General features: G+C 71.2%; 17 protein-coding genes and 1 pseudogene. 10 read left to right on the top strand and 8 right to left on the bottom strand.

Going from position 1 to position 17519, the window contains the following annotated elements; translation table 11 throughout:
* Positions 1 to 13: 13 nt before the first annotated feature.
* Positions 14 to 1129, bottom strand: a complete 1116-nt coding sequence (locus K8612_RS19705; protein ID WP_223763410.1) for an alpha/beta fold hydrolase — start codon at positions 1127 to 1129, stop codon at positions 14 to 16.
* Positions 1130 to 1365: 236 nt separating this feature from the next.
* On the opposite strand from K8612_RS19705, the gene K8612_RS19700 reads away from it, so the two are divergent.
* The 5 genes from K8612_RS19700 to K8612_RS19680 all read left to right on the top strand — a co-directional run bounded on the left by K8612_RS19700 (position 1366) and on the right by K8612_RS19680 (position 6387).
* Entirely contained in the window at positions 1366 to 2232 is an 867-nt protein-coding gene (locus K8612_RS19700) for a hypothetical protein (protein WP_223741617.1), read from the top strand.
* A gap of 129 nt (positions 2233 to 2361) precedes the next feature.
* Entirely contained in the window at positions 2362 to 3102 is a 741-nt protein-coding gene (locus tag K8612_RS19695; RefSeq protein WP_223763409.1) for a dienelactone hydrolase family protein, read from the top strand.
* Positions 3103 to 3114: 12 nt separating this feature from the next.
* Positions 3115 to 4407: an MFS transporter gene (locus K8612_RS19690; RefSeq protein ID WP_223741615.1), complete on the top strand. Its 1293-nt coding sequence runs from the start codon at positions 3115 to 3117 to the stop codon at positions 4405 to 4407.
* Positions 4408 to 4429: 22 nt separating this feature from the next.
* Positions 4430 to 5827 (top strand): hypothetical protein, encoded by a 1398-nt coding sequence (locus K8612_RS19685; protein WP_223763408.1) that lies wholly within the window; start codon positions 4430 to 4432, stop codon positions 5825 to 5827.
* Positions 5828 to 5895: 68 nt separating this feature from the next.
* Positions 5896 to 6387 carry a hypothetical protein gene (locus tag K8612_RS19680; protein WP_223763407.1) on the top strand — a complete coding sequence of 164 codons (492 nt, stop codon included), beginning with the start codon at positions 5896 to 5898 and terminating at the stop codon, positions 6385 to 6387.
* A 2-nt stretch (positions 6388 to 6389) separates the two neighbouring features.
* On the opposite strand, the gene K8612_RS19675 is transcribed toward K8612_RS19680, so the two are convergent.
* On the bottom strand, positions 6390 to 8099 hold the full coding sequence (locus K8612_RS19675) for a hypothetical protein (RefSeq protein ID WP_223763406.1): 1710 nt from the start codon (positions 8097 to 8099) through the stop codon (positions 6390 to 6392).
* 216 nt (positions 8100 to 8315) lie between these two features.
* Between K8612_RS19675 and K8612_RS19670 the strand changes: the two genes are divergently transcribed.
* Positions 8316 to 8717, top strand: a complete 402-nt coding sequence (locus K8612_RS19670) for a hypothetical protein (RefSeq protein ID WP_223763405.1) — start codon at positions 8316 to 8318, stop codon at positions 8715 to 8717.
* A 41-nt stretch (positions 8718 to 8758) separates the two neighbouring features.
* Positions 8759 to 8836: pseudogene (locus tag K8612_RS38940) on the top strand (hypothetical protein); the annotation flags it as partial.
* Positions 8837 to 8868: 32 nt separating this feature from the next.
* Here K8612_RS38940 and K8612_RS19660 read toward each other — a convergent pair.
* Both K8612_RS19660 and K8612_RS19655 read right to left on the bottom strand, forming a co-directional pair.
* Positions 8869 to 9123 (bottom strand): hypothetical protein, encoded by a 255-nt coding sequence (locus K8612_RS19660; RefSeq protein ID WP_223763487.1) that lies wholly within the window; start codon positions 9121 to 9123, stop codon positions 8869 to 8871.
* Between the two features lie 8 nt (positions 9124 to 9131).
* Positions 9132 to 9293, bottom strand: coding sequence for a hypothetical protein (locus tag K8612_RS19655; RefSeq protein WP_223763404.1), 162 nt, complete (start codon positions 9291 to 9293; stop codon positions 9132 to 9134).
* A gap of 100 nt (positions 9294 to 9393) precedes the next feature.
* Between K8612_RS19655 and K8612_RS19650 the strand changes: the two genes are divergently transcribed.
* The 3 genes from K8612_RS19650 to K8612_RS19640 are packed head-to-tail and all read left to right on the top strand — an operon-like array spanning position 9394 to position 12211.
* Complete coding sequence (locus tag K8612_RS19650; RefSeq protein WP_223763403.1) at positions 9394 to 9861, top strand: MarR family winged helix-turn-helix transcriptional regulator; 468 nt, start codon at positions 9394 to 9396, stop codon at positions 9859 to 9861.
* Between the two features lie 41 nt (positions 9862 to 9902).
* A complete protein-coding gene (gene hmgA, locus K8612_RS19645) occupies positions 9903 to 11213 on the top strand; it encodes a homogentisate 1,2-dioxygenase (protein WP_223763402.1) in 1311 nt (436 codons plus the stop codon).
* Entirely contained in the window at positions 11210 to 12211 is a 1002-nt protein-coding gene (locus tag K8612_RS19640; RefSeq protein ID WP_223763401.1) for a fumarylacetoacetate hydrolase family protein, read from the top strand. The genes hmgA and K8612_RS19640 overlap by 4 nt, the downstream gene beginning before the upstream one ends.
* 1 nt (position 12212) lies before the next feature.
* On the opposite strand, the gene K8612_RS19635 is transcribed toward K8612_RS19640, so the two are convergent.
* The 4 genes from K8612_RS19635 to K8612_RS19620 form a co-directional block, all read right to left on the bottom strand.
* Positions 12213 to 13553: a porin gene (locus tag K8612_RS19635; RefSeq protein WP_223763400.1), complete on the bottom strand. Its 1341-nt coding sequence runs from the start codon at positions 13551 to 13553 to the stop codon at positions 12213 to 12215.
* A 223-nt stretch (positions 13554 to 13776) separates the two neighbouring features.
* The gene (locus K8612_RS19630; RefSeq protein ID WP_223763399.1) at positions 13777 to 14100 is read right to left on the bottom strand and encodes a protealysin inhibitor emfourin; all 324 of its coding nucleotides are present in this window, start codon (positions 14098 to 14100) and stop codon (positions 13777 to 13779) included.
* Positions 14101 to 14117: 17 nt separating this feature from the next.
* On the bottom strand, positions 14118 to 15269 hold the full coding sequence (locus tag K8612_RS19625) for a M4 family metallopeptidase (protein WP_223763398.1): 1152 nt from the start codon (positions 15267 to 15269) through the stop codon (positions 14118 to 14120).
* Positions 15270 to 15407: 138 nt separating this feature from the next.
* Positions 15408 to 17486, bottom strand: a complete 2079-nt coding sequence (locus K8612_RS19620) for a hypothetical protein (RefSeq protein ID WP_223763397.1) — start codon at positions 17484 to 17486, stop codon at positions 15408 to 15410.
* Between the last annotated feature and the right edge of the window lie 33 nt (positions 17487 to 17519).

Raw genomic sequence — 17519 nt, 5'->3', positions numbered from 1 at the left:
CCAGTCTAGCGGCTCACGGCGGGGCCGGCTTCGGGGGCTTCGTCGCGGGGGTGACGCGGGCGCCGGTGAAGCGCAGCAGCTCGTCCATGAGGAGCCGGCGGCCCCGCTCCGGCCGCTCCAGGTGCACGAAGTGCGTCGCGCCCGGGAGCACCACGGCCTTCACGCTGGCCGCGTGGTTCAGGTGCTCCTGGAGGCGCGTGACGTCCTCCGGCCGGCTCCAGAAGTCGTTCTCCGCGCGCAGGATGAGCACCTTCGCCGTGATGGACGCCCCGTCCCACAACTGCCGTCCCGTGGCCAGGTAGAAGCTGTCCTCCAACGCCCCGGACGGCGCCCGGAAGGCGAACGGCGTGCGTGACGGCCCCAGCGGATCACTCGTGACCGCCTCGCGCTGGAACGACGCCGCCACCTCCGGGTCCCTCCACTTCACCCGCTCCTCTTCCGCCTCGGGGAGCTGCCGGTCCCACACGGCCATCAGCGACGCGCCTGTGTTCCACCGGTAGGCGCCCAGGCCTTCCGCGTTGAAGTGCCCCGGCCGCTTCGGGTCCTCGAAGTCCGTGCCCTTCCCCAGCATCTTGTGCTCCGCGCTGCCCGCGTAGAGCGCGTTGAGCATCACCAGGTGGCTGACGTCGTCCGGATGGAGGCTGGCGTACATGCCCGCCCAGTGCCCTCCCGTGGCCCAGCCCACCAACCCCACGCGGCGCTGCCCCGTGCGCGCCTTCACCCAGCCCACCACCGCGTGCACGTCCTGGACGACCTCGTGCGAGCCCACCAGGGGCCGGCCCCTCGCGGGCGTGCTCATGGCCAGGGGCCGCGTGGAGCCGCCATAGCCGCGCGCATCCATGAGGTACACCGCGTGCCCCGCGCGGGCGAGCTCCGCCGCCAGGGAGCCGCCCTCGACGGGCAGGTCGAACGAGGCCCGCCCCGGCACCCGCGCGCCGTGCAGGAGGATGAGCGGCGGCAGGTTGGCCACCTGCATGCCCGTGTCCTTCACCTCGCGCACGGACACCTCGATGCCCTCCTCCGACGGCACCAGGAACTCCGCGCGCGTCACCTCCGCCCGCGCGTCGGCCCCGGCCAACGCGGCCAGCAGCAACAGCATCCGGACCCCGGCCGCGCCTTCGCGATGCATGCCCACCTTGCCCTCCCGCTCCTTTGGCTCGCGCGCGATCCTGCCAGGAGCCGCGCTCGGAGGACACCTCGTGCAACTCTTGCCGTCCGTGCAAGCCTTGCCGTCCCGCACGCGGCGTGGACGCGCAAGGCTTGCCGTTCCCCACGCCCAGTGTCGGCACGCGCTCCAGGGACGCGGCGCTGGCATCCCCGTTGCTCATGGCCCGCCACGGCATTTCCAAACGACGGAGAAGCGACATGCACACGAATCACTTCGCGCGGAAGCTGTTCCTGGCGGCGCCCCTTTGCCTCTTCGCGGCGGGCTGCGGCGGCGACCCGATGATGGACGAAGCCATGATGGGCGAGGCCGCGCCGGGCGACGCCGTCACCGAGACGGCCGCCCCCGTGGCCCCGGAGGACGCGGCGCTCGGGACGAGCGAGCAGGCGGTGTCCCTGGGCGGCTCGTACTGGTGGGGCACCTCCGCCAACGGCCTGACCTCCACGGCCATCGGGACCGCGACGAACCGGACCTGCTTCCTGCGCGGCATCCAGGGCAACCTGAAGGGCACCAGTTGGGCGGGCGCGGGCGTGTTCCAGTACGCGGGCAACTGGCAGATCTTCATCAACCAGTCCAACAGCAAGGCGCTGAGCACGGCCGTCCAATGCCTCAACACCGCCACCAACCGCACCCCGGAGATGGCCTGGTACGACGGCCAGGCGGCGAAGCTGCTGGGCGCGGTCACCGCGTCGCGCCGCTGCTTCCTCACGCAGGTGGAGGCCGCGGGCGGCTTCACGTCCAACTCCGACTACGCCCGGGTCTGGAATGACGGGTACAACTGGTACCTGGGCGGCAACCTGGGCGCGTCCGGCGGCGCTCGCGCCATCTGCGTGGACGTCCCCACGGACGCGGGCGGCTGGCTGTGGATCGCGGGCAACCCCGGCACCTTCACGCACAACCTGGCCTACGACCCGGGTGGCGTGGCCTGCCTGCTGTCCGGCATCGGCGGCAACTTCAACACCAGCGATTACAACGACGGCGTCTCCATCGACTACAACAGCGGCACCCGCTACTGGGAGATGACGGTCAGCAACAGCAAGCGCGGCTGGAGCAACTGCGTCAAGTAGTCCAGGCCAGTGTCCGTTTCGCGCGGGGAGGAGGGGGCCCGTCACGAAACGGATGGCGCGCAGCCCGCGCGTGTGGTGTCACCCTCCTGCCGGGCGCATGCACCGCCCGCGCGGGAGGTCACCCACGCCATGCAGGACGTCGACATCAAGACCGCGGACGGAGTGATGGACGCGAAGTGGGCCCGGCCGGAGGGCTCCGGGCCGTGGCCGGCGGTCATCATGATTCCGGATGCCTTTGGCATCCGCCCCGTCTTCGAGGACATGGCCCGGCGCCTGTCGAAGTCCGGCTACGTCGTGCTGCTGCCCAACGTGTTCTACCGGGAGGGGCCCACCTCGAAGCTGGACCTCGCCCGGGGCTCCTTCGCGGACGAGGCGTTCCGCAAGCGCTTCTTCGGCCTCGCCGGAGCGCTGACGCCGGAGCGCCTGAAGATGGACGCGGGCGCGGTGCTGGACTTCCTCGCGCGGCAGCCCTTCGTGAAGGGCCCGAAGGCGGGCGTGGCCGGCTACTGCTTCAGCGGCGGCCTCGCCGTGCGCATGGGCGCGGACTTCCCGGACCGCATCGGCGCGGTGGCGTCGTCCCATGGCGGCCGGCTGGCCACGGACTCGCCCGACAGCCCCCACCGCCGGGTGAACCAGGTGAAGGCGGAGCTGTACTTCGGCCACGCGGACAACGACAACTCCATGCCCGCGGACGCCATCCGCACGCTGGAGGCAGCGCTGAAGGACGCGGGCGTGAAGTACCGCTCGGAGCTCTACCCCGGCGCGCAGCACGGCTACTCGGTGGCGGGCACGCCCGCGTTCAACGCGGAGGTCGCGGAGACGCACTGGAAGCGGCTCGAGGACCTGTTCGGCCGCACGTTGAAGGCCTGAGCCCCACGCCCGATGTCCCCCTTGCGGCAGCGGCTGCTCTCCATCTTCGGCGGCTCGGTGGGCAACCTCATCGAGTGGTACGACTTCTACGTCTACTCGGCGTTCTCGCTGTACTTCGCGCAGGCGTTCTTCCCGGACGCGGACCCGCTGGTGCGGCAGCTCAACACCGCCGGGGTGTTCGCGCTGGGCTTCCTCATCCGGCCGGTGGGCGGCTGGGTGATGGGGCTCTACGCGGACCTCCGGGGCCGCCGGTCCGCGCTGACGTTGTCCGTCACGCTGATGTGCCTGGGCTCGCTGGTCATCGCCGTGTGCCCCACGTACGCGCGCATCGGCGTGGCGGCGCCCGTGGTGCTGATGCTCGCGCGGCTGCTCCAGGGCCTCTCTTTGGGCGGCGAGTACGGCACCAGCGCCACCTACCTGAGCGAGGTGGCCACCTCCCGCCACCGGGGCTTCTACAGCTCCTTCCAGTACGTCACGCTCATCCTGGGGCAGCTCCTGGCCACGCTGACTCTTCTGGTGTTGCAGCGGCTGGTGTTGACGGGCCCGCAACTGGAGGCCTGGGGCTGGCGCATCCCGTTTGGCATTGGCGCGGCGCTGGCCATCTTCGGCTTCTACATGCGCCGCAACATGGTGGAGACGGAGGCCTTCACCCGCGAGGCCGCGAAGCAGTCCGAGCACCACCCCATGCGGGAGCTGCTGCGCCACCCGAAGGAGATCGCCGTCGTGGTGGGGCTCACGATGGGCGGCACGCTGGCCTTCTACACATACACCGTCTACATGCAGAAGTTCCTGGTGAACTCCGTGGGGCTGACGCGGGACGAGGCCACGCTCATCTCCGCGGGCTCGCTGTTCCTCTACATGTTCCTCCAGCCGGTGCTCGGCTTCGTCTCGGACAAGGTGGGGCGCCGGCCGGTGCTGATGGGGTTCGGCATCCTGGGGACGCTGTTCACGGTGCCGCTGCTCACGGCGCTGACGCGGACGCGGGACGCCTTCACCGCGTTCATGCTGGTGATGGCCGCGCTGGTCATCCTCTCCGGCTACACGTCCATCAACGCGGTGGTGAAGGCGGAGCTGTTCCCCGCGCGCATCCGCGCCCTGGGCGTGGGGCTGCCCTACGCGCTGACGGTGTCCCTCTTCGGCGGCACCGCGGAGTACGTGGGCACGCGCCTGAAGCTGGCCGGGTACGAGGCGTGGTTCTTCTGGTACGTCACGGCGTGCATCTTCTGCTCGCTGCTCGTCTACACGGTGATGCCAGACACCCGGCGTCACAGCCGCATCGACGCCGTCCCCGACACCGCGCCCTGAGACGTGCTAGACGCGCGCCCCCATGGCATCTCCACTCCTGACGCTTCCCCTGCTGCTCTGTCTGGGACAGGCCCCCGCTCCCGCCGTCACCGAACCGCCCTTCGACGCGCGGCTGTCCTTCCAGGGGGTCGACGAGGACATCGACGCGGAGGGCTCGGGCACGGCCTTCCACGCGGCGCTGGAAGGCCATACGCCGGAGCTCGCGTCGGGCCTGCGCGCGGAGGCCACGCTGTCGCTCTTCCTGAGCACGCCGGGCACCCAGGGCATTGCCTTGCAGGACTTCGGCAGCAACGTGCGGCTGCGCTACCGGCCCTCGGGCTGGGAGTCCGGAGAGGGACTCGCCGTGGCGGTGCACCCGGTGAACACGTCGCGGCTCCACATGGGCTTCACGTGGCCGGTCACCTGGGAGCGCCAGGCCTTCCCCCGCCGCGCGGGGAACGAGTCCGCGCTGGAGCTGCGCTTGTCCCGGATGCACTGGGACGCCTTCGTGGCGCTCAAGTCCGCCAACGTCGCCGATGACCTGCGGCTGGAGTCCTCGCGCCGCTACGCCTTGCTCGCGGGCGGCTTCCTGGACGTCACGCCCGAGCTGCGGCTGGCCGCGAAGGGCACCGTGCTCAACCGGGGGCAGATCCCCGGCGTCGCGATCCGGGGCGTCGAGCTGCACGTCCCCGTGAAGGGGGCCTCGCTGGGCGCGGTCTGGCACCGCGGCGCCCCCGTGGGGAACAACGTCGACCTGGCGCTGTACCAGGGCGACCCGACCTTCTTCGAGCGCTTCTTCCAGCCGGAGACGTACCCGGGAGGCTTCGCCGCGTCGGTGTCGCTGGAGGGCAGCCTCGTGTCCCAGGGGCTGGTGGATCCAGAGGCGGACGCTCCCCGACGGAGCACGCAGACCGCGGGGGCGGGGGCCCTGGAGGCGCGGGTGAAGCAGGGCTTCTGGCGCGCGCACGCGCTGGCCTACGTCCGCACGCTCTCCTTCATCCAGACAGACGTGCCCGGGTTTCCTCCGTACCAGGACTTCCTGAGCGACGCGGAGACCCGCGCGGAGGTCTCCGGCACGCTGAGCAGTGACTACCACCTCCAGGACTGGGGGCTGACGCCCGGGCTGCTCGTGCGCGTCACCCGCCCCGCCTCGCTGCGGTACGCAACGGCGAACCCGCTGTTCGGCGACACCGTCGTCGTGTTCCAGGGGCCCAACATCCTCGGCGTCCTGCCCGAGGGCGTGGACCCGGGGCTGGTGGTGACGGTGAAGGCCACGGCCCGCTGGGACCTGGGGGCCATCGCTGGCGTGCTGGCGGAGGTCTCCTACACGCACGACCCGAACCGGACCCGCTTCGAGGATGACGAGACGGGGGGCTCCAGGCCCGTCCTCCAGCCCGCGAACGCCGTGGGCGTCAACGTGCTGCTCCAGGCCCGCTTCTGACGCTGGGAGTCAGGCCCCGCGATTGGCGTCCGCGCGCGGCCGGGTGCGAGGATGGCGCTCCGCCCACCATGCGCCCTGCTTCCGCCCGTCCCCTGTCCGAGGCCGTCGTCACCGAGTCCACCGTCGTCCCGCTCGTCCAGCCCCCCGCCCGGCTGATGGCCCACGCGGCGGCGTGGCTGATGCTGGTGGGCCTGCTCACCGGCGGCTACGTCTCCGCGGCGATGACGGGCAAGGTGCCAGCGGATCCGCGGATGGCGCTCGCCGCGCACCTGAACGCGCTCATGGGCACGTTCTTCCTCCTGGGCGTCGCGTGGACGCTGCCCATGCTGCGCTACGGCCCCGTGGGGCAGCGGCGGCTGGCCTGGGCGGTCATCGCCGCCAACTGGGCCAACTGGGGCATCACCTGCGTGAAGGCGTGGCTGCGCGTGTCCGGCGTGGACTTCATCGGGCAGCCCGTGAACGACGCCGTGTTCGGCGCGCTCACGGTGTCCGTAGTGCTGCCCGCGCTCGTCGCCGCGGGCGCGTGGGTGTACGGCTTCCGCCGCGCCGGAGCGCGCTGACGTCAGAAGGCCGTGCGGGTGAGCGCGAAGTCGGAGCCCGCCCAGGCCGTCTTGAAGCGCTGCTGCACGGCGTTGGCCTCGGCCGTGCGGCCCTGCCCCTTCAACGACATGGCGAGCCCGAAGAGGGCCCAGCCGTTGCCGGGGTTGCGGCGCAGGTCCTCCCGGTAGACGGCCTCCGCGGCCTTGTACTGCTCCGCGTCCAGCAGCGCCGCGCCCTGGAAGTGGCGCACGGGGTAGAACCAGTCGCTGGGCTCCGAGTAGGCCAGTTGATCCGCGGCGCGCACCGCGTCCTCCCAGCGGGTCAGCGCGTCGGCGCGGCCCTGGCGCTCGGCGATGGAGGCGTCGAGCACGCGGGCCGCCACGTCCAGCACGTCCTTCGCTGAGTTGTTTCCGGCGGTCATCGTGTCGGGGACGCTGGCGGCCAGCTTCACCAGCTCCGCGTGCTCCGCGCGGGCCCTGTCGAAGTCTCCCTTCGCCGCGAGCGCCAGCCCGTGCGCGTGCAGCCACAGCCCCGTGAGCACCGGGTACCTCGGGTCCGGCCGGGGCTCCTTGAGCAGCGCGTCGTAGCGCCCGAAGCGCACCATCGCGAGCAGGGGCTCGGAGGCGAAGAAGTCCATGCCCGGCATCTCCGTCAGCATCTCCGGCGGCAGGGCGTTCGCGGACTCGCGCGCGGCGCGGATGGACTCGCCCGCGCGCCCCTCCATGGAGGCGGAGAACGACAGGAAGCCCCAGTTGTGGGCCAGATACATCGGGTAGTAGCCAATGGGCTCCACCTGGCGCAGGTAGGCGTTGTCCGCCTGGACGGCGCGGCGGTTGCTCTCCGAGGCGTCCGCGTACCGGCCCACCCGCTGGTAGATGTGCGCCGGCATGTGGACGACGTGGCCCGCGCCGGGCATCAGCCCTGGCAGCCGGTCCGCGGAGGGCAACGCGCGCTCGGGGTGCTCCGAGGCCTCGACGGCGTGGATGTAATAGTGATTGGCGCCCGGGTGGTCCGGCGCGCGCGCGAGCACCGACTCCAGCCGCGAGACAATCTCTCCCGTCCCCGGCGCCGGCTTGCCCTCCAGCGTCCACAGCTTCCACGGGTTGAGGTCCATCAGGGACTCAGCGAAGAGCACCTGCACGTCGTTGTCCTCCGGGAAGCGCTTCGCCACGTCGCGCATGGCGTTGGCGTAGGCCTGGGAGAAGGGCTTCATCTCCTCGGGCGTGCGGGGCTCCGGCCCGCCGTAGCGCTGGGACAGCGCGCCGATGAGCGCCTGCTCCGTGGGGGTCGCCGTGGGGGCGAGCGCCTGCGCCTTCTGAAGGGCCGTCCACGCGGTCGCGGCCCGGTCCGGCAGCATGGGCACGTTGTAGTTGGGCCCGAGCACCAGGGCGACGCCCCAGAAGCAACTGGCGCAGGAGGGGTCCAACTGCGCGGCGCGGGCGAACGAGCGCGCGGCCTCGTCGTGGTTGAAGGCATACGTGAGCCGCATCCCCTGGTCGAAGAAGGCCTGCGCTTCGGGCGAGCGGGTCGTCACCTTCCGCTGGAAGCTCCCCAGGTCGTCGAAGAGCACCGCGCCCTGGGCGAGCGACGTCAGGCTCGACAGCGCGGAAGGCTTGCCATGCGCCCCATGTGAGGCCGCGCCAGCATCCTGCGGGCGGGGGTCCCGCGCTCCGGCGTACGTGCCCGGCGCGATCAAGGCCGGGATGAGGATGAACAAGAATTGCGCACGCATGACGTCCCCCCGGGCCCACGGTCTCCCAGGAACGGTGGGAGGACTCCGCGCACGCGGCAATCGACTCCAGGCGGGGTGCCATTCCGACCGGCGAACTCCTTGCCCGGGGCACGTCCGGCGGCGCCAGCATCAGTCATGACAGACATGTTAAAATGGCCCTCCCAGGAATCCCCATGCAGTGCCGCATGGCCTTACTGGGAGAAAGTGCCCGCCGCCATGTCGTCTCGCCGAAGCCTGTCCTGGAGTGTCGCCGTCCTGCTGTCCTTCGCGGCCACCGCGTCCTTCGCTGAGCCGGCCGCGCCAGCCATGGAGCTGGCGACGCGAGCCGTGTGCGCCGCCACCGAGTCCTCCGAGGCCCTGACCTCCGAGCCCACGCCCGAGGAGGCCGCGGGCCTGCTGTGCATCTCCGTGCGGTGCTCCTCCGAGGACGATTGCTGGAACGCGTGTCCCAACGCGCTGTCCGTGACGTGTACGCGCAACGCCTGCTCCTACGAGATCTCGGGCGGAGGCGGCGGAGGTGGCGGTCCGACGTGCCCGTCCACCCGCTGCATCGACGACTCGGATTGCGTCTGCGGCACGACGCAAGGGTGGTGCAACAACCGCGCGTGCGCCTACTAGACGTCCACGTCGATGAGCGGGGGCGAATCCGAAGCGGCTCCATGCGCATGAGGGCTGCGCGATCCGAGGTGCTTCGGCTCCGGCAGGCAGGAGACACCGCAGGCGCTCGGAAGGTGATGCAGGACCTGCTCGCGGTAGAGGGGGTGCCGCGCTACCGCGAGTTGGCGGAGACAGCCCTGCCTGCAAGCCCCTCCCGCTCATCCCCCAGCTTGCTGAGCACGAACGCGGCGAGGAAGCCGGCGACCGTGATGAGGCCGGTGAGGTCGTGGGCTCCCTCCGTGGCCTCCGGCATCATCGTGTCCGCGAGCATGGCGAGGATGGCGCCCGCCGCCACGGCGGTGGTCCCCGCGACGACTTCGGGAGCAAACCCCCACAAACCCGCCTGGAGCCAGAGCGGCATTCCCATCCCGGATTTCAGCGCGCCCGGGCCTTCGAGCGCTTCACCTTGTTGGCCTGCTTGCCCAGCGCGGTGCGTGTGCGCTTGGGCAGCTTCTTGAGCGTGCCCTTCCGCTTCGCCGCGGTCGCGGCCTTCTTGATGTTCTTGCGCCCGGCGGCGCGCTGCTTGCTCGTGGCCATGAGGGGCCTCCCTGCCCAGGAAGGTCCGCGCCACCGCCCCCTCGCGCAACGCGCCCACCGCGTCCGCCCGCCTGGATGGCTGGCTATAGTCGGACGCCCGATGAAGAAAGCACGCGCCGCGAGCCTCACCCTCGATGAGTTCCTCCCCTATCGCCTGTCGGTCGCGGACAACGTCGTGAGCCAGCGCATCGCCCGCGTGTACGCGGCCGAGGACGGCCTCTCCACCCAGGAGTGGCGGCTCATCGCCGTGCTGGGCGAGGACGGAGAGCGCTCGCAGTTGGAGCTCGTCCGCCGCACGCGCATGGACAAGGTCCCGGTGAGCCGCGCCGCGCGCTCCCTGGAGGAGCGCGGATTGGTGCGGCGCGCCACGAGCCAGAGCGACGCCCGCTCCCGGCGCCTGACGCTGACCGCCTCGGGACGCAGGCTCTACCAGCGGGTGGCCCCCGCCGCGCTCGACGCGGAGGCGGAGGTGCTCGCGGAGCTGTCGTCCTCTGAACGCGAGGTGCTCCGCTCGCTGCTGGAGCGCGTGGAGCGCGCCGCCATCCGCGCCCTCAAGCCCGGCCCCTGAGCCTTGCCGGTTTGGTTACATCTGTTACTATTTCGGACGCCATGGAAAACGTCCGCCACCTGACAGGCTTTGGAAACGAGCACGCATCGGAGGCTGTCGCCGGTGCGCTCCCCGTGGGCCAGAACACGCCCCAGCGCGTCGCGTTCGGCCTCTACGCCGAGCAGCTCTCCGGCACCGCGTTCACCGCGCCTCGGGGCGTGAACCGGCGCACGTGGATGTACCGGCTGCGGCCCAGCGCGGGCCACCCGGCGTACCGGCCCGTGGAGGCCCGCGCGCTGAAGAGCGGACCGTTCCGGGAGGTGCCGCCCTCCCCCAACCGGCTGCGCTGGAGCCCGGCGCCCATGCCCACCACGCCCACCACCTTCCTGGAGGGCCTCTTCACGCTGGGCGGCAACGGTTCCCCCGCCGAGGGCGCGGGCGCGGCGGTGCACCTCTATGCGGCGAACACGTCCATGACGGACACGGCGTTCTTCAACGCGGACGGCGAGCTGCTCATCGTCCCCCAGTCCGGGACGCTGCGCATCGTCACGGAGCTGGGCGTGCTGGAGGTCCCGCCCGGCCACGTCGCGCTCATCCCGCGCGGCATGCGCATGCGGGTGGAGCTGCCCGGCGGCCCCGCGCGCGGCTACATCTGCGAGAACTACGGCGCGCAGTTCCGGCTCCCGGAGCTGGGGCCCATCGGGTCCAACGGCCTGGCGAACCCGCGCGACTTCGTGGCGCCGCACGCGGCGTATGAAGACGTGGAGCGCCCCACGCGCGTGGTGCAGAAGTTCCAGGGGAACCTCTGGGAGACGACGCTGGACCACTCGCCGTTCGACGTCGTGGCGTGGCACGGCAACTACGCGCCGTACACGTACGACCTGGCGCGCTTCAACACCATCAACACGGTGAGCTACGACCACCCGGATCCGTCCATCTTCACGGTGCTCACGTCGCCCAGTGACACGCCGGGGACGGCGAACTGCGACTTCGTCATCTTCCCGCCCCGGTGGATGGTGGCGGAGAACACCTTCCGGCCGCCCTGGTTCCACCGCAACGTGATGAGCGAGCTGATGGGCCTGGTCCACGGCGTCTACGACGCCAAGGCGGACGCGTTCCTGCCCGGCGGCGCGTCGCTCCACAACTGCATGAGCGCCCACGGCCCGGACCGCAAGACGTACGAGGCCGCCGTCGCCGCGGAGCTGACGCCGAAGAAGATCGACAACACGCTCGCCTTCATGTTCGAGACCCGCTGGGTCATCGCGCCCACGCGGCAGGCGATGGAGAGCCCCGTCCTCCAGAAGGACTACGACGCCTGCTGGGCGGACCTGCCCAAGGCGAAGCTGTCCTCCCCGGGAGGCGGTCAGCCGTGAAGCTCGCCTCGCTCGATGAAGGACGGGACGGCCGGCTCGTCGTCGTGACGAAGGACCTGTCCCGGCAGGTGGATGCGTCCGCCATCGCGCCCACGCTCCAGGCCGCGCTGGATGACTGGGACCGCCACGCGCCGGCCCTGCGCGCGCTGTCGGAGCGGCTGGAGCGCGGAGAGGTCCCGGGTGCGCCCTTCGACCCTGCCCGGTGCGCGGCGCCCCTGCCCCGCGCCTACCAGTGGGCGGACGGCTCCGCGTACGTGAACCACGTGGAGCTGGTGCGCAAGGCGCGCGGCGCGGAGCTGCCGCCCTCCTTCTGGACCGACCCCTTGATGTACCAGGGCGGCTCCGACGGCTTCCTCGGGCCGCGCCAGCCCATCCCGCTCGCCGACGAGGCGTGGGGCTGCGACATGGAGGGCGAGGTCGTGGTGGTGACGCGCGACGTGCCGCTGGGCGCCGCGCGCGAGCAGGCCCTGGGCGCGGTGGTGCTGGTGGGGCTGGTCAATGACGTGTCGCTGCGCAACCTGATTCCGGCGGAGCTGGCGAAGGGCTTCGGCTTCTTCCAGTCCAAGCCCGCGTCGGCGTTCTCGCCGGTGTTCGTCACGCCGGACGAGCTGGGCGACGCGTGGCGGGAGGGCAAGCTGCACCGCCGGCTGGAGGTCTTCCTCGACGGTGAGCCCTTCGGCCGCGCGGACGCGGGCGTGGACATGACGTTCGACTTCGGCACGCTGGTGGCCCACGCGGCGAAGACGCGCTCGCTGTGCGCGGGCAGCATCGTGGGCTCCGGCACGGTGTCCAACCGGGGCCCGGACGGCGGCCCCGGCAAGCCCGTGAAGGACGGCGGCGCGGGCTACTCGTGCATCGCGGAGGTGCGCGTGGTGGAGACGCTCCGGGACGGCGCGCCGAAGACGCCGTTCCTGAAGCGCGGCAACCGCGTGCGCATCGAGATGCGGGACGACGCGGGCGCCAGCATCTTCGGGGCCATCGACCAGACGGTCGGCTGACTCAGTAGTTGAACTGGAGCTGGAGGCGCGTCACGTGCCCCTGCTCCTGTTCATACGGGTAGCGCGACGAGGTGCGGTCCGCGATGACGTAGGCGGCCGTCAGCTCCAGCGCCTTCCAGATCTGCCACTCCGCGCCCAGCTCCAGCTCGCGCACGTCGTAGCGGGGGGCGTTGGTCTCCGCCTTCTTGCCGCCCTTGTAGAGCGTGCCGCGCACGTAGGGGATGAGCGACACGCCGCCCACGCCGTCCAGCTTGTACATGAGCTGCGCGTAGCCACCCTGGAGGTTCCGGCTGTCGATGAGCAGCGCGTCGTCCGGGCCCGAGCCCTGCGACGGCCCCCGCCCGATGTTGTACTCCGCCTGGAAGCCCAGGGGCTGCGGGTAGACCGTCAGGCTGACGATGGCGCGGGCATCCACCATGTTGGGGCCACGCGCGAGCGCATAGGCCGCGTCGTCGCGCGGGGACGCGCTGAGGTTGAAGCGGCCGTAGTAGCCGCCCGCCCCGACCTCCACGTACTGGGAGCCGAAGAGGAAGGGATAGCTGACGCGCGCGATCGCGTGGGGGCTGTTGTTGCGCTCGGCGCGGTTGGCCGCCTGGCCGTTGAAGACGCCCAGGCCCACCACGCCGTAGTCGCCGGAGCCCTTGAGGCCGCTGTCCACCAGGAGCTTGAAGCGCGCGCGGATGTGCTCGGGCGCCCAGTAGAAGAAGACGCCCAGGTCGCGCTCGTCCTTCAGCGCGCTGTTGATGGCGTCGTTGCGATCCAACGCCAGGCGGTTCTGGCTGGACTGGAGGTTCTCGAAGCCGAAGGGCACCTTGGACTGGCCCACCCGGAAGCGGAACTCCTTCTTCGCGTCCACGAAGATGTCCGCGTACCAGTCCCGCATGACGGCCACGTTGTACTGGTCACCGATGACGGAGGCGAAGTCCGGCTGCAGGTAGATGGACACGTGCGGGTGCACGTCCCCGAAGATGACGAGCCGCGCGCGGCGGATGCCGAAGCCGGTGTCCTTGCCCATGAAGCGGTCGCCCTGCTCGTTGATGAGCGAGTCGTTCACCCGGAAGCTGGGCAGCCGGTTGTAGCGGACCTGCGTGTAGCCCCGGAGGCGGATGGTCTCGTACCAGGGCTTCGTCTTCTCCTTCTCCTTCTCCTTCGGCGCCACGGGAGGAGGCAGGGCGGCGGGAGGCACGGGCGCGGAGGGCTCCGCGGGGGGCGCGACCTCGCCAGTGGGAGCGGGCTCGGGCGGGGTCTCCTGGGCCTGGGCCACGGCGGACGAGGAGAAGAGGAGCGCGGTACCAGCCAGCAGGGCCTGAAGGACGGAGCGGTGGGACGAGGCGAAGGTCATGGGTGCGTGAGAGCCGGGCGGGGAACAAGGAGGGACCCGCCTGGTCCCGATGTGGCGCTCCCGTTACCGAATGGCGCAGCCTTCCGCCACGCACCGCCCCCCGTTGTTGCCACACCGTTACCGGCGACGCCGTCCTGTCACACGAACGAGCGAGCCGCGTCACACGTTCGTGACACGGCCCGCCGCCCCGGGGAGGACGTCCCCCCGTCCGCACGCCCGGGAGCTAGGGAGCGCGCTGCTCCCGCTCGGCCTTCTGGATGAGCGCCAGCAGGGAGCGCAGGTGCGGCTCCGTCACCGGCTCCACCAGCCGGACCGAGTGCCTCCGTCCGCCGTCGTCCTCGATGGTGACGGCGTAGCTGGTCCGGTCCGCGCCCGCCGTGGGGCCACCGCCCACGGTGGCGGGCTGTTCGAAGAAGCGGGCCTCTTGCACCTCCCGCTGGAGCGCCTCCGCCGTGGCGGGAGGCAGGGCCGCCAGGTCCACGGTGCGGGGCCTGGCGAGGCCCGGGAAGTAGGCGAGGCCTCCCTCCCGTTTGAGTTCGATTCGCATCCCATCCGCTCCAGGACCTAGTGCTTGCGCTGCACCGGCTGCGCGGCCTGCTTCTGCACCTGCGGCGTCCAGGCCACCTCGCCCGCCCGCTCCTTGGCGATCTTGATGCCCACCTGGCCCCAGGCGTCGCGGACGATCTGCTCTTCGTCGCCGCTGCCGTAGAGCTTGGCGGCCGCCAGCACGGTGAGCCGGGCGAAGGACAGGAACGAGGCGTTGTACTTCAGCCTCGGGTCGCGCAGCGCCTCCAGCCAGATGAGGCCGGCCTTCTCCCACGTGTAGCCCTTGAGGTTCATGGCCGCGACGCAGAAGGCCTTGTTGGGAATGCCGGAGTTGATGTGCACGCCGCCGTTGTCCTCCGTCGTCTTCACGAAGTCCTTCATATGGGCCGGCTGCGGATCCTTGCCCAGCACGGGATCGTCGAACGCGGTGCCCGGGTCCTTCATGGAGCGCAGGGCCTTGCCCTGGACCTTGTCCGTGAGGAGCCCCGCGCCGATGAGCCAGTCGGCCTGCTCCGCCGTCTGGTTCAACAAGCGCTGCTTCACGATCGATCCGAAGCAGTCCGACAGGGACTCGTTGAGCGCACCGGCCTGGAGGAAGTAGGCAAGAGGCCCCTCGTGCTCCGTCACGCCATGGGTCAGCTCGTGCCCGATGACGTCCACGGAAATGGTGAAGCGGTTGAAGAGCTCGCCGTCGCCGTCGCCGAACACCATGCGCTCGCCGTCCCAGAAGGCGTTGTCGTAGCCGCTGCCATAGTGGACGTGACCGTTCAGCGGCATGCCGTTGCCGTCAATGGAGTTGCGCCCGTAGACGTCCCAGTAGAGGTCGTACGTCGCGCCCAGGCCGACGTAGGCCTCGTCGACCGCCGGGTCGCCGGTATCGTCCGAGCCCTCCGTGCGGGCCACCGTTCCCGGGAGGGCTTCGGTGTTCTTCACGTCGTAGATGGTGCGCTGCTTCTGGCTCTCCACGACCATGGGGCCGGGGATGAGCCGCTTCGCCGCCTGGGGCGCGCCGCTGGTGGACAGGCGGAGGGCGCGCAGGGTGTTGTCGATGGAGAGCGTCCGCAGCGCCCGCGCCCGCTGCTGCGGTGAGCCGTTCTGCGCGATCTGACGGCTGACGTACGGCGGCAGGATGCAGTGGTGGGAATGCCAGATTCGGGTGTTGCAACACATCACCAGTCTCCTTCTGATGGGGGTACCAGAAGACGATGGTGATGACGGCGGGCCGCGCTCGGGACACGGCACGGCATGGGCTCCCCGGTCGCCAGGGAACCCATGCGGCGCCACGCGCTCAGGCCTGCTCGCGTGGGGTCAGGGCTTGTGCAGGACGGCCGAGTCCCCCACCAGCCACAGCTCCGACGAGGACGGCGCCCACACGGCCCGCAGGACGCGGCGGGTGCCGGTGGTCTCCGCGGTCCACCTGCCGCCGTCGAAGCGCAGCAGCGTGCCGTTGTCGCCCACCGCCCAGACCTCGGTGGCGGAGCGCCCCATCAACCCGTTGAGCTGGGACGACGTGCCGCTGGCCACGGGGAGCCACGCCCCACCGGTGTAGCGCAGCAGCGTGCCGTCCGCGCCCGCCGCCCAGACGTCGGAGGGACCGCTGCCCCACACGGCCTTCAGGGCCTTGTTGGTGCCGGAGGTCATCGCGCTCCAGGCGGCGCCGTCCCAGCGCAGGATGGTGCCGGCGTCGCCCACCGCGATGGCCAGCGAGGCCCCCTGCACCCACACGGCGTTGAGCGTCACCTGGACCTCCGTGGCCTTGCGCGTCCAGGAGGTGCCGTCGAAGTGGACGGCCTGGCCGGACGCGCCCACCGCCCAGATGTCCGTCGCGGAAGCGCCGTGGATGGCGTACAGCGCCTGTGACGACTCCGCGGTGTACTGCGTGATGAAGCGGGCCCCGTCGAACCGGTAGATGCGGTCATGGAACGAGGACGTCAGCCAGACGTCTGCCGTGGAGGCCGCGTAGACGCCCGTCACGTCGTCGAAGGGGGAGAAGTCCAGCGGCGGCTCGATCCAACCGCCGCCGTTCCAGTGCAGCACGCGGCCCGGGTCCCCCACCGCCCACACGTCCGACGGCCCCGTGCCATGGATGGCCCGCGCCACCCTCAGCGTGCGCAGCGGCGCCTGGGAGGTCCACGCCTGCCCGCTCCACTTCTGCACCTGCCCGCCCGGACCGAAGGACCACACGTTGTCAGGCCCGCTGCCGGTGATGGGCCCCACGGCGTCCTCGTCCGTGTCCGTCCACTTCGTGCCGTTGTAGACGTAGCCGAAGTCCTCTCCGCCCGCGAGCACCAGTGAGGGCGACGCGGCGTACACGGAGAACAACTGGTCCGACGAGCGCAGGGACTGCTCGATGCCCGCGGGCGTGGTGCGGAACACCTGGCCGTAGTCGTCGCAGAGGATGCACGGGTCATCCGAGGCGACGGTCCAGACGTCGTTCGGGCCGGTGCCCGTCACCTCATGGAAGTCGATGTCCGTGGTGCCCGCGTCGATGCCGGCGACCGCGCTGCCGTCGTACCGGCGCAGCGTCCCGGACCGCCCCACCATCCAGACGTCCGAAGGCCCGCTGCCCCACACGCCGTTGAGGTCCTTTGTCGTGGCCGCGTCCATGCCCTGGAAGCCGCTGCCCCGGTCGCGCCGCACGGTGCCGCCCGCGCCCACCGCCCAGATGTCCCCCGGACCGGCGGCCCACACGGAGTTCAGGTCGCGCGTCGTCCCGGAGCTCACCGGGGAGAAGGCCCCGCCCGTCGTGGAGTGGAGCACGGTGCCGCCCGCGCCCACGGCCCACACGTCCGTCGGGGAGAGGGCGTGCACGTCGTGCAGGGGGGTCAGCGTCCCGCTGGCCACGCGCGTCCAGCGCGCTCCATCCCAGTGCTGGATGAAGCCGTCCTCGCCCACGGCCCAGCCGTCGTTGGCCGAGCTGAAGTGCGCGCCCTTGAAGCCGTAGCCGTGGGGCAGCGGATACTCCCAGCACCAGCCGTCGCTGCACTCGCGATTTTCGGCGGGGACGCCGCAGGTCTTCTCCACGCCGCGCCCGCCGCACACCTCCGGCGCCGCGCACGTGCCGCAGGTGACGGTGCCACCGCAGCCATCCGGTTCGGTGCCGCACTCGACCCCGGGGCTGCAGGCCGTCTTGAGGTCGGGGCACCCGCAGACGTTGTCCGCGCCGCCGCCGCCGCAGGTGGAGGGCGCCGCGCAGGTGCCGCAGTCGAGCGTGTGGCCACAGCCGTCCGTCGCCTCGCCGCAGTTGAAGCCCCGCGACTCGCACGTCCGGGGCACACAGTCATCCTCATCGTCTCCACAGCCGGCGGCGAAGGTCGCCGCGAACAGGACCACGAGCAGGCGCGAAGTCCGCACCGCACCCACCGCGAAGGAGTTGTCACGGGACATGGGCATCTCCAGACCGGACGCGGGAGGGAACCC

Origin of the sequence: Corallococcus sp. AS-1-6 (assembly GCF_020037015.1) — a bacterium.
GTDB lineage: Bacteria > Myxococcota > Myxococcia > Myxococcales > Myxococcaceae > Corallococcus.
This window is presented reverse-complemented; position numbering and strand designations above follow the sequence as displayed.

What these genes read in the sequence shown, in the direction of transcription:
- K8612_RS19705 (WP_223763410.1), bottom strand. Translation starts at nt 1,129, where the DNA reads ATGCATCGCGAAGGCGCGGCCGGGGTCCGGATGCTGTTGCTGCTGGCC.
- K8612_RS19700 (WP_223741617.1), top strand. Translation starts at nt 1,366, where the DNA reads ATGCACACGAATCACTTCGCGCGGAAGCTGTTCCTGGCGGCGCCCCTT.
- K8612_RS19695 (WP_223763409.1), top strand. Translation starts at nt 2,362, where the DNA reads ATGCAGGACGTCGACATCAAGACCGCGGACGGAGTGATGGACGCGAAG.
- K8612_RS19690 (WP_223741615.1), top strand. Translation starts at nt 3,115, where the DNA reads ATGTCCCCCTTGCGGCAGCGGCTGCTCTCCATCTTCGGCGGCTCGGTG.
- K8612_RS19685 (WP_223763408.1), top strand. Translation starts at nt 4,430, where the DNA reads ATGGCATCTCCACTCCTGACGCTTCCCCTGCTGCTCTGTCTGGGACAG.
- K8612_RS19680 (WP_223763407.1), top strand. Translation starts at nt 5,896, where the DNA reads ATGCGCCCTGCTTCCGCCCGTCCCCTGTCCGAGGCCGTCGTCACCGAG.
- K8612_RS19675 (WP_223763406.1), bottom strand. Translation starts at nt 8,099, where the DNA reads ATGCGTGCGCAATTCTTGTTCATCCTCATCCCGGCCTTGATCGCGCCG.
- K8612_RS19670 (WP_223763405.1), top strand. Translation starts at nt 8,316, where the DNA reads ATGTCGTCTCGCCGAAGCCTGTCCTGGAGTGTCGCCGTCCTGCTGTCC.
- K8612_RS19660 (WP_223763487.1), bottom strand. Translation starts at nt 9,123, where the DNA reads ATGGGAATGCCGCTCTGGCTCCAGGCGGGTTTGTGGGGGTTTGCTCCC.
- K8612_RS19655 (WP_223763404.1), bottom strand. Translation starts at nt 9,293, where the DNA reads ATGGCCACGAGCAAGCAGCGCGCCGCCGGGCGCAAGAACATCAAGAAG.
- K8612_RS19650 (WP_223763403.1), top strand. Translation starts at nt 9,394, where the DNA reads ATGAAGAAAGCACGCGCCGCGAGCCTCACCCTCGATGAGTTCCTCCCC.
- hmgA (WP_223763402.1), top strand. Translation starts at nt 9,903, where the DNA reads ATGGAAAACGTCCGCCACCTGACAGGCTTTGGAAACGAGCACGCATCG.
- K8612_RS19635 (WP_223763400.1), bottom strand. Translation starts at nt 13,553, where the DNA reads ATGACCTTCGCCTCGTCCCACCGCTCCGTCCTTCAGGCCCTGCTGGCT.
- K8612_RS19630 (WP_223763399.1), bottom strand. Translation starts at nt 14,100, where the DNA reads ATGCGAATCGAACTCAAACGGGAGGGAGGCCTCGCCTACTTCCCGGGC.
- K8612_RS19625 (WP_223763398.1), bottom strand. Translation starts at nt 15,269, where the DNA reads ATGTGTTGCAACACCCGAATCTGGCATTCCCACCACTGCATCCTGCCG.
- K8612_RS19620 (WP_223763397.1), bottom strand. Translation starts at nt 17,486, where the DNA reads ATGTCCCGTGACAACTCCTTCGCGGTGGGTGCGGTGCGGACTTCGCGC.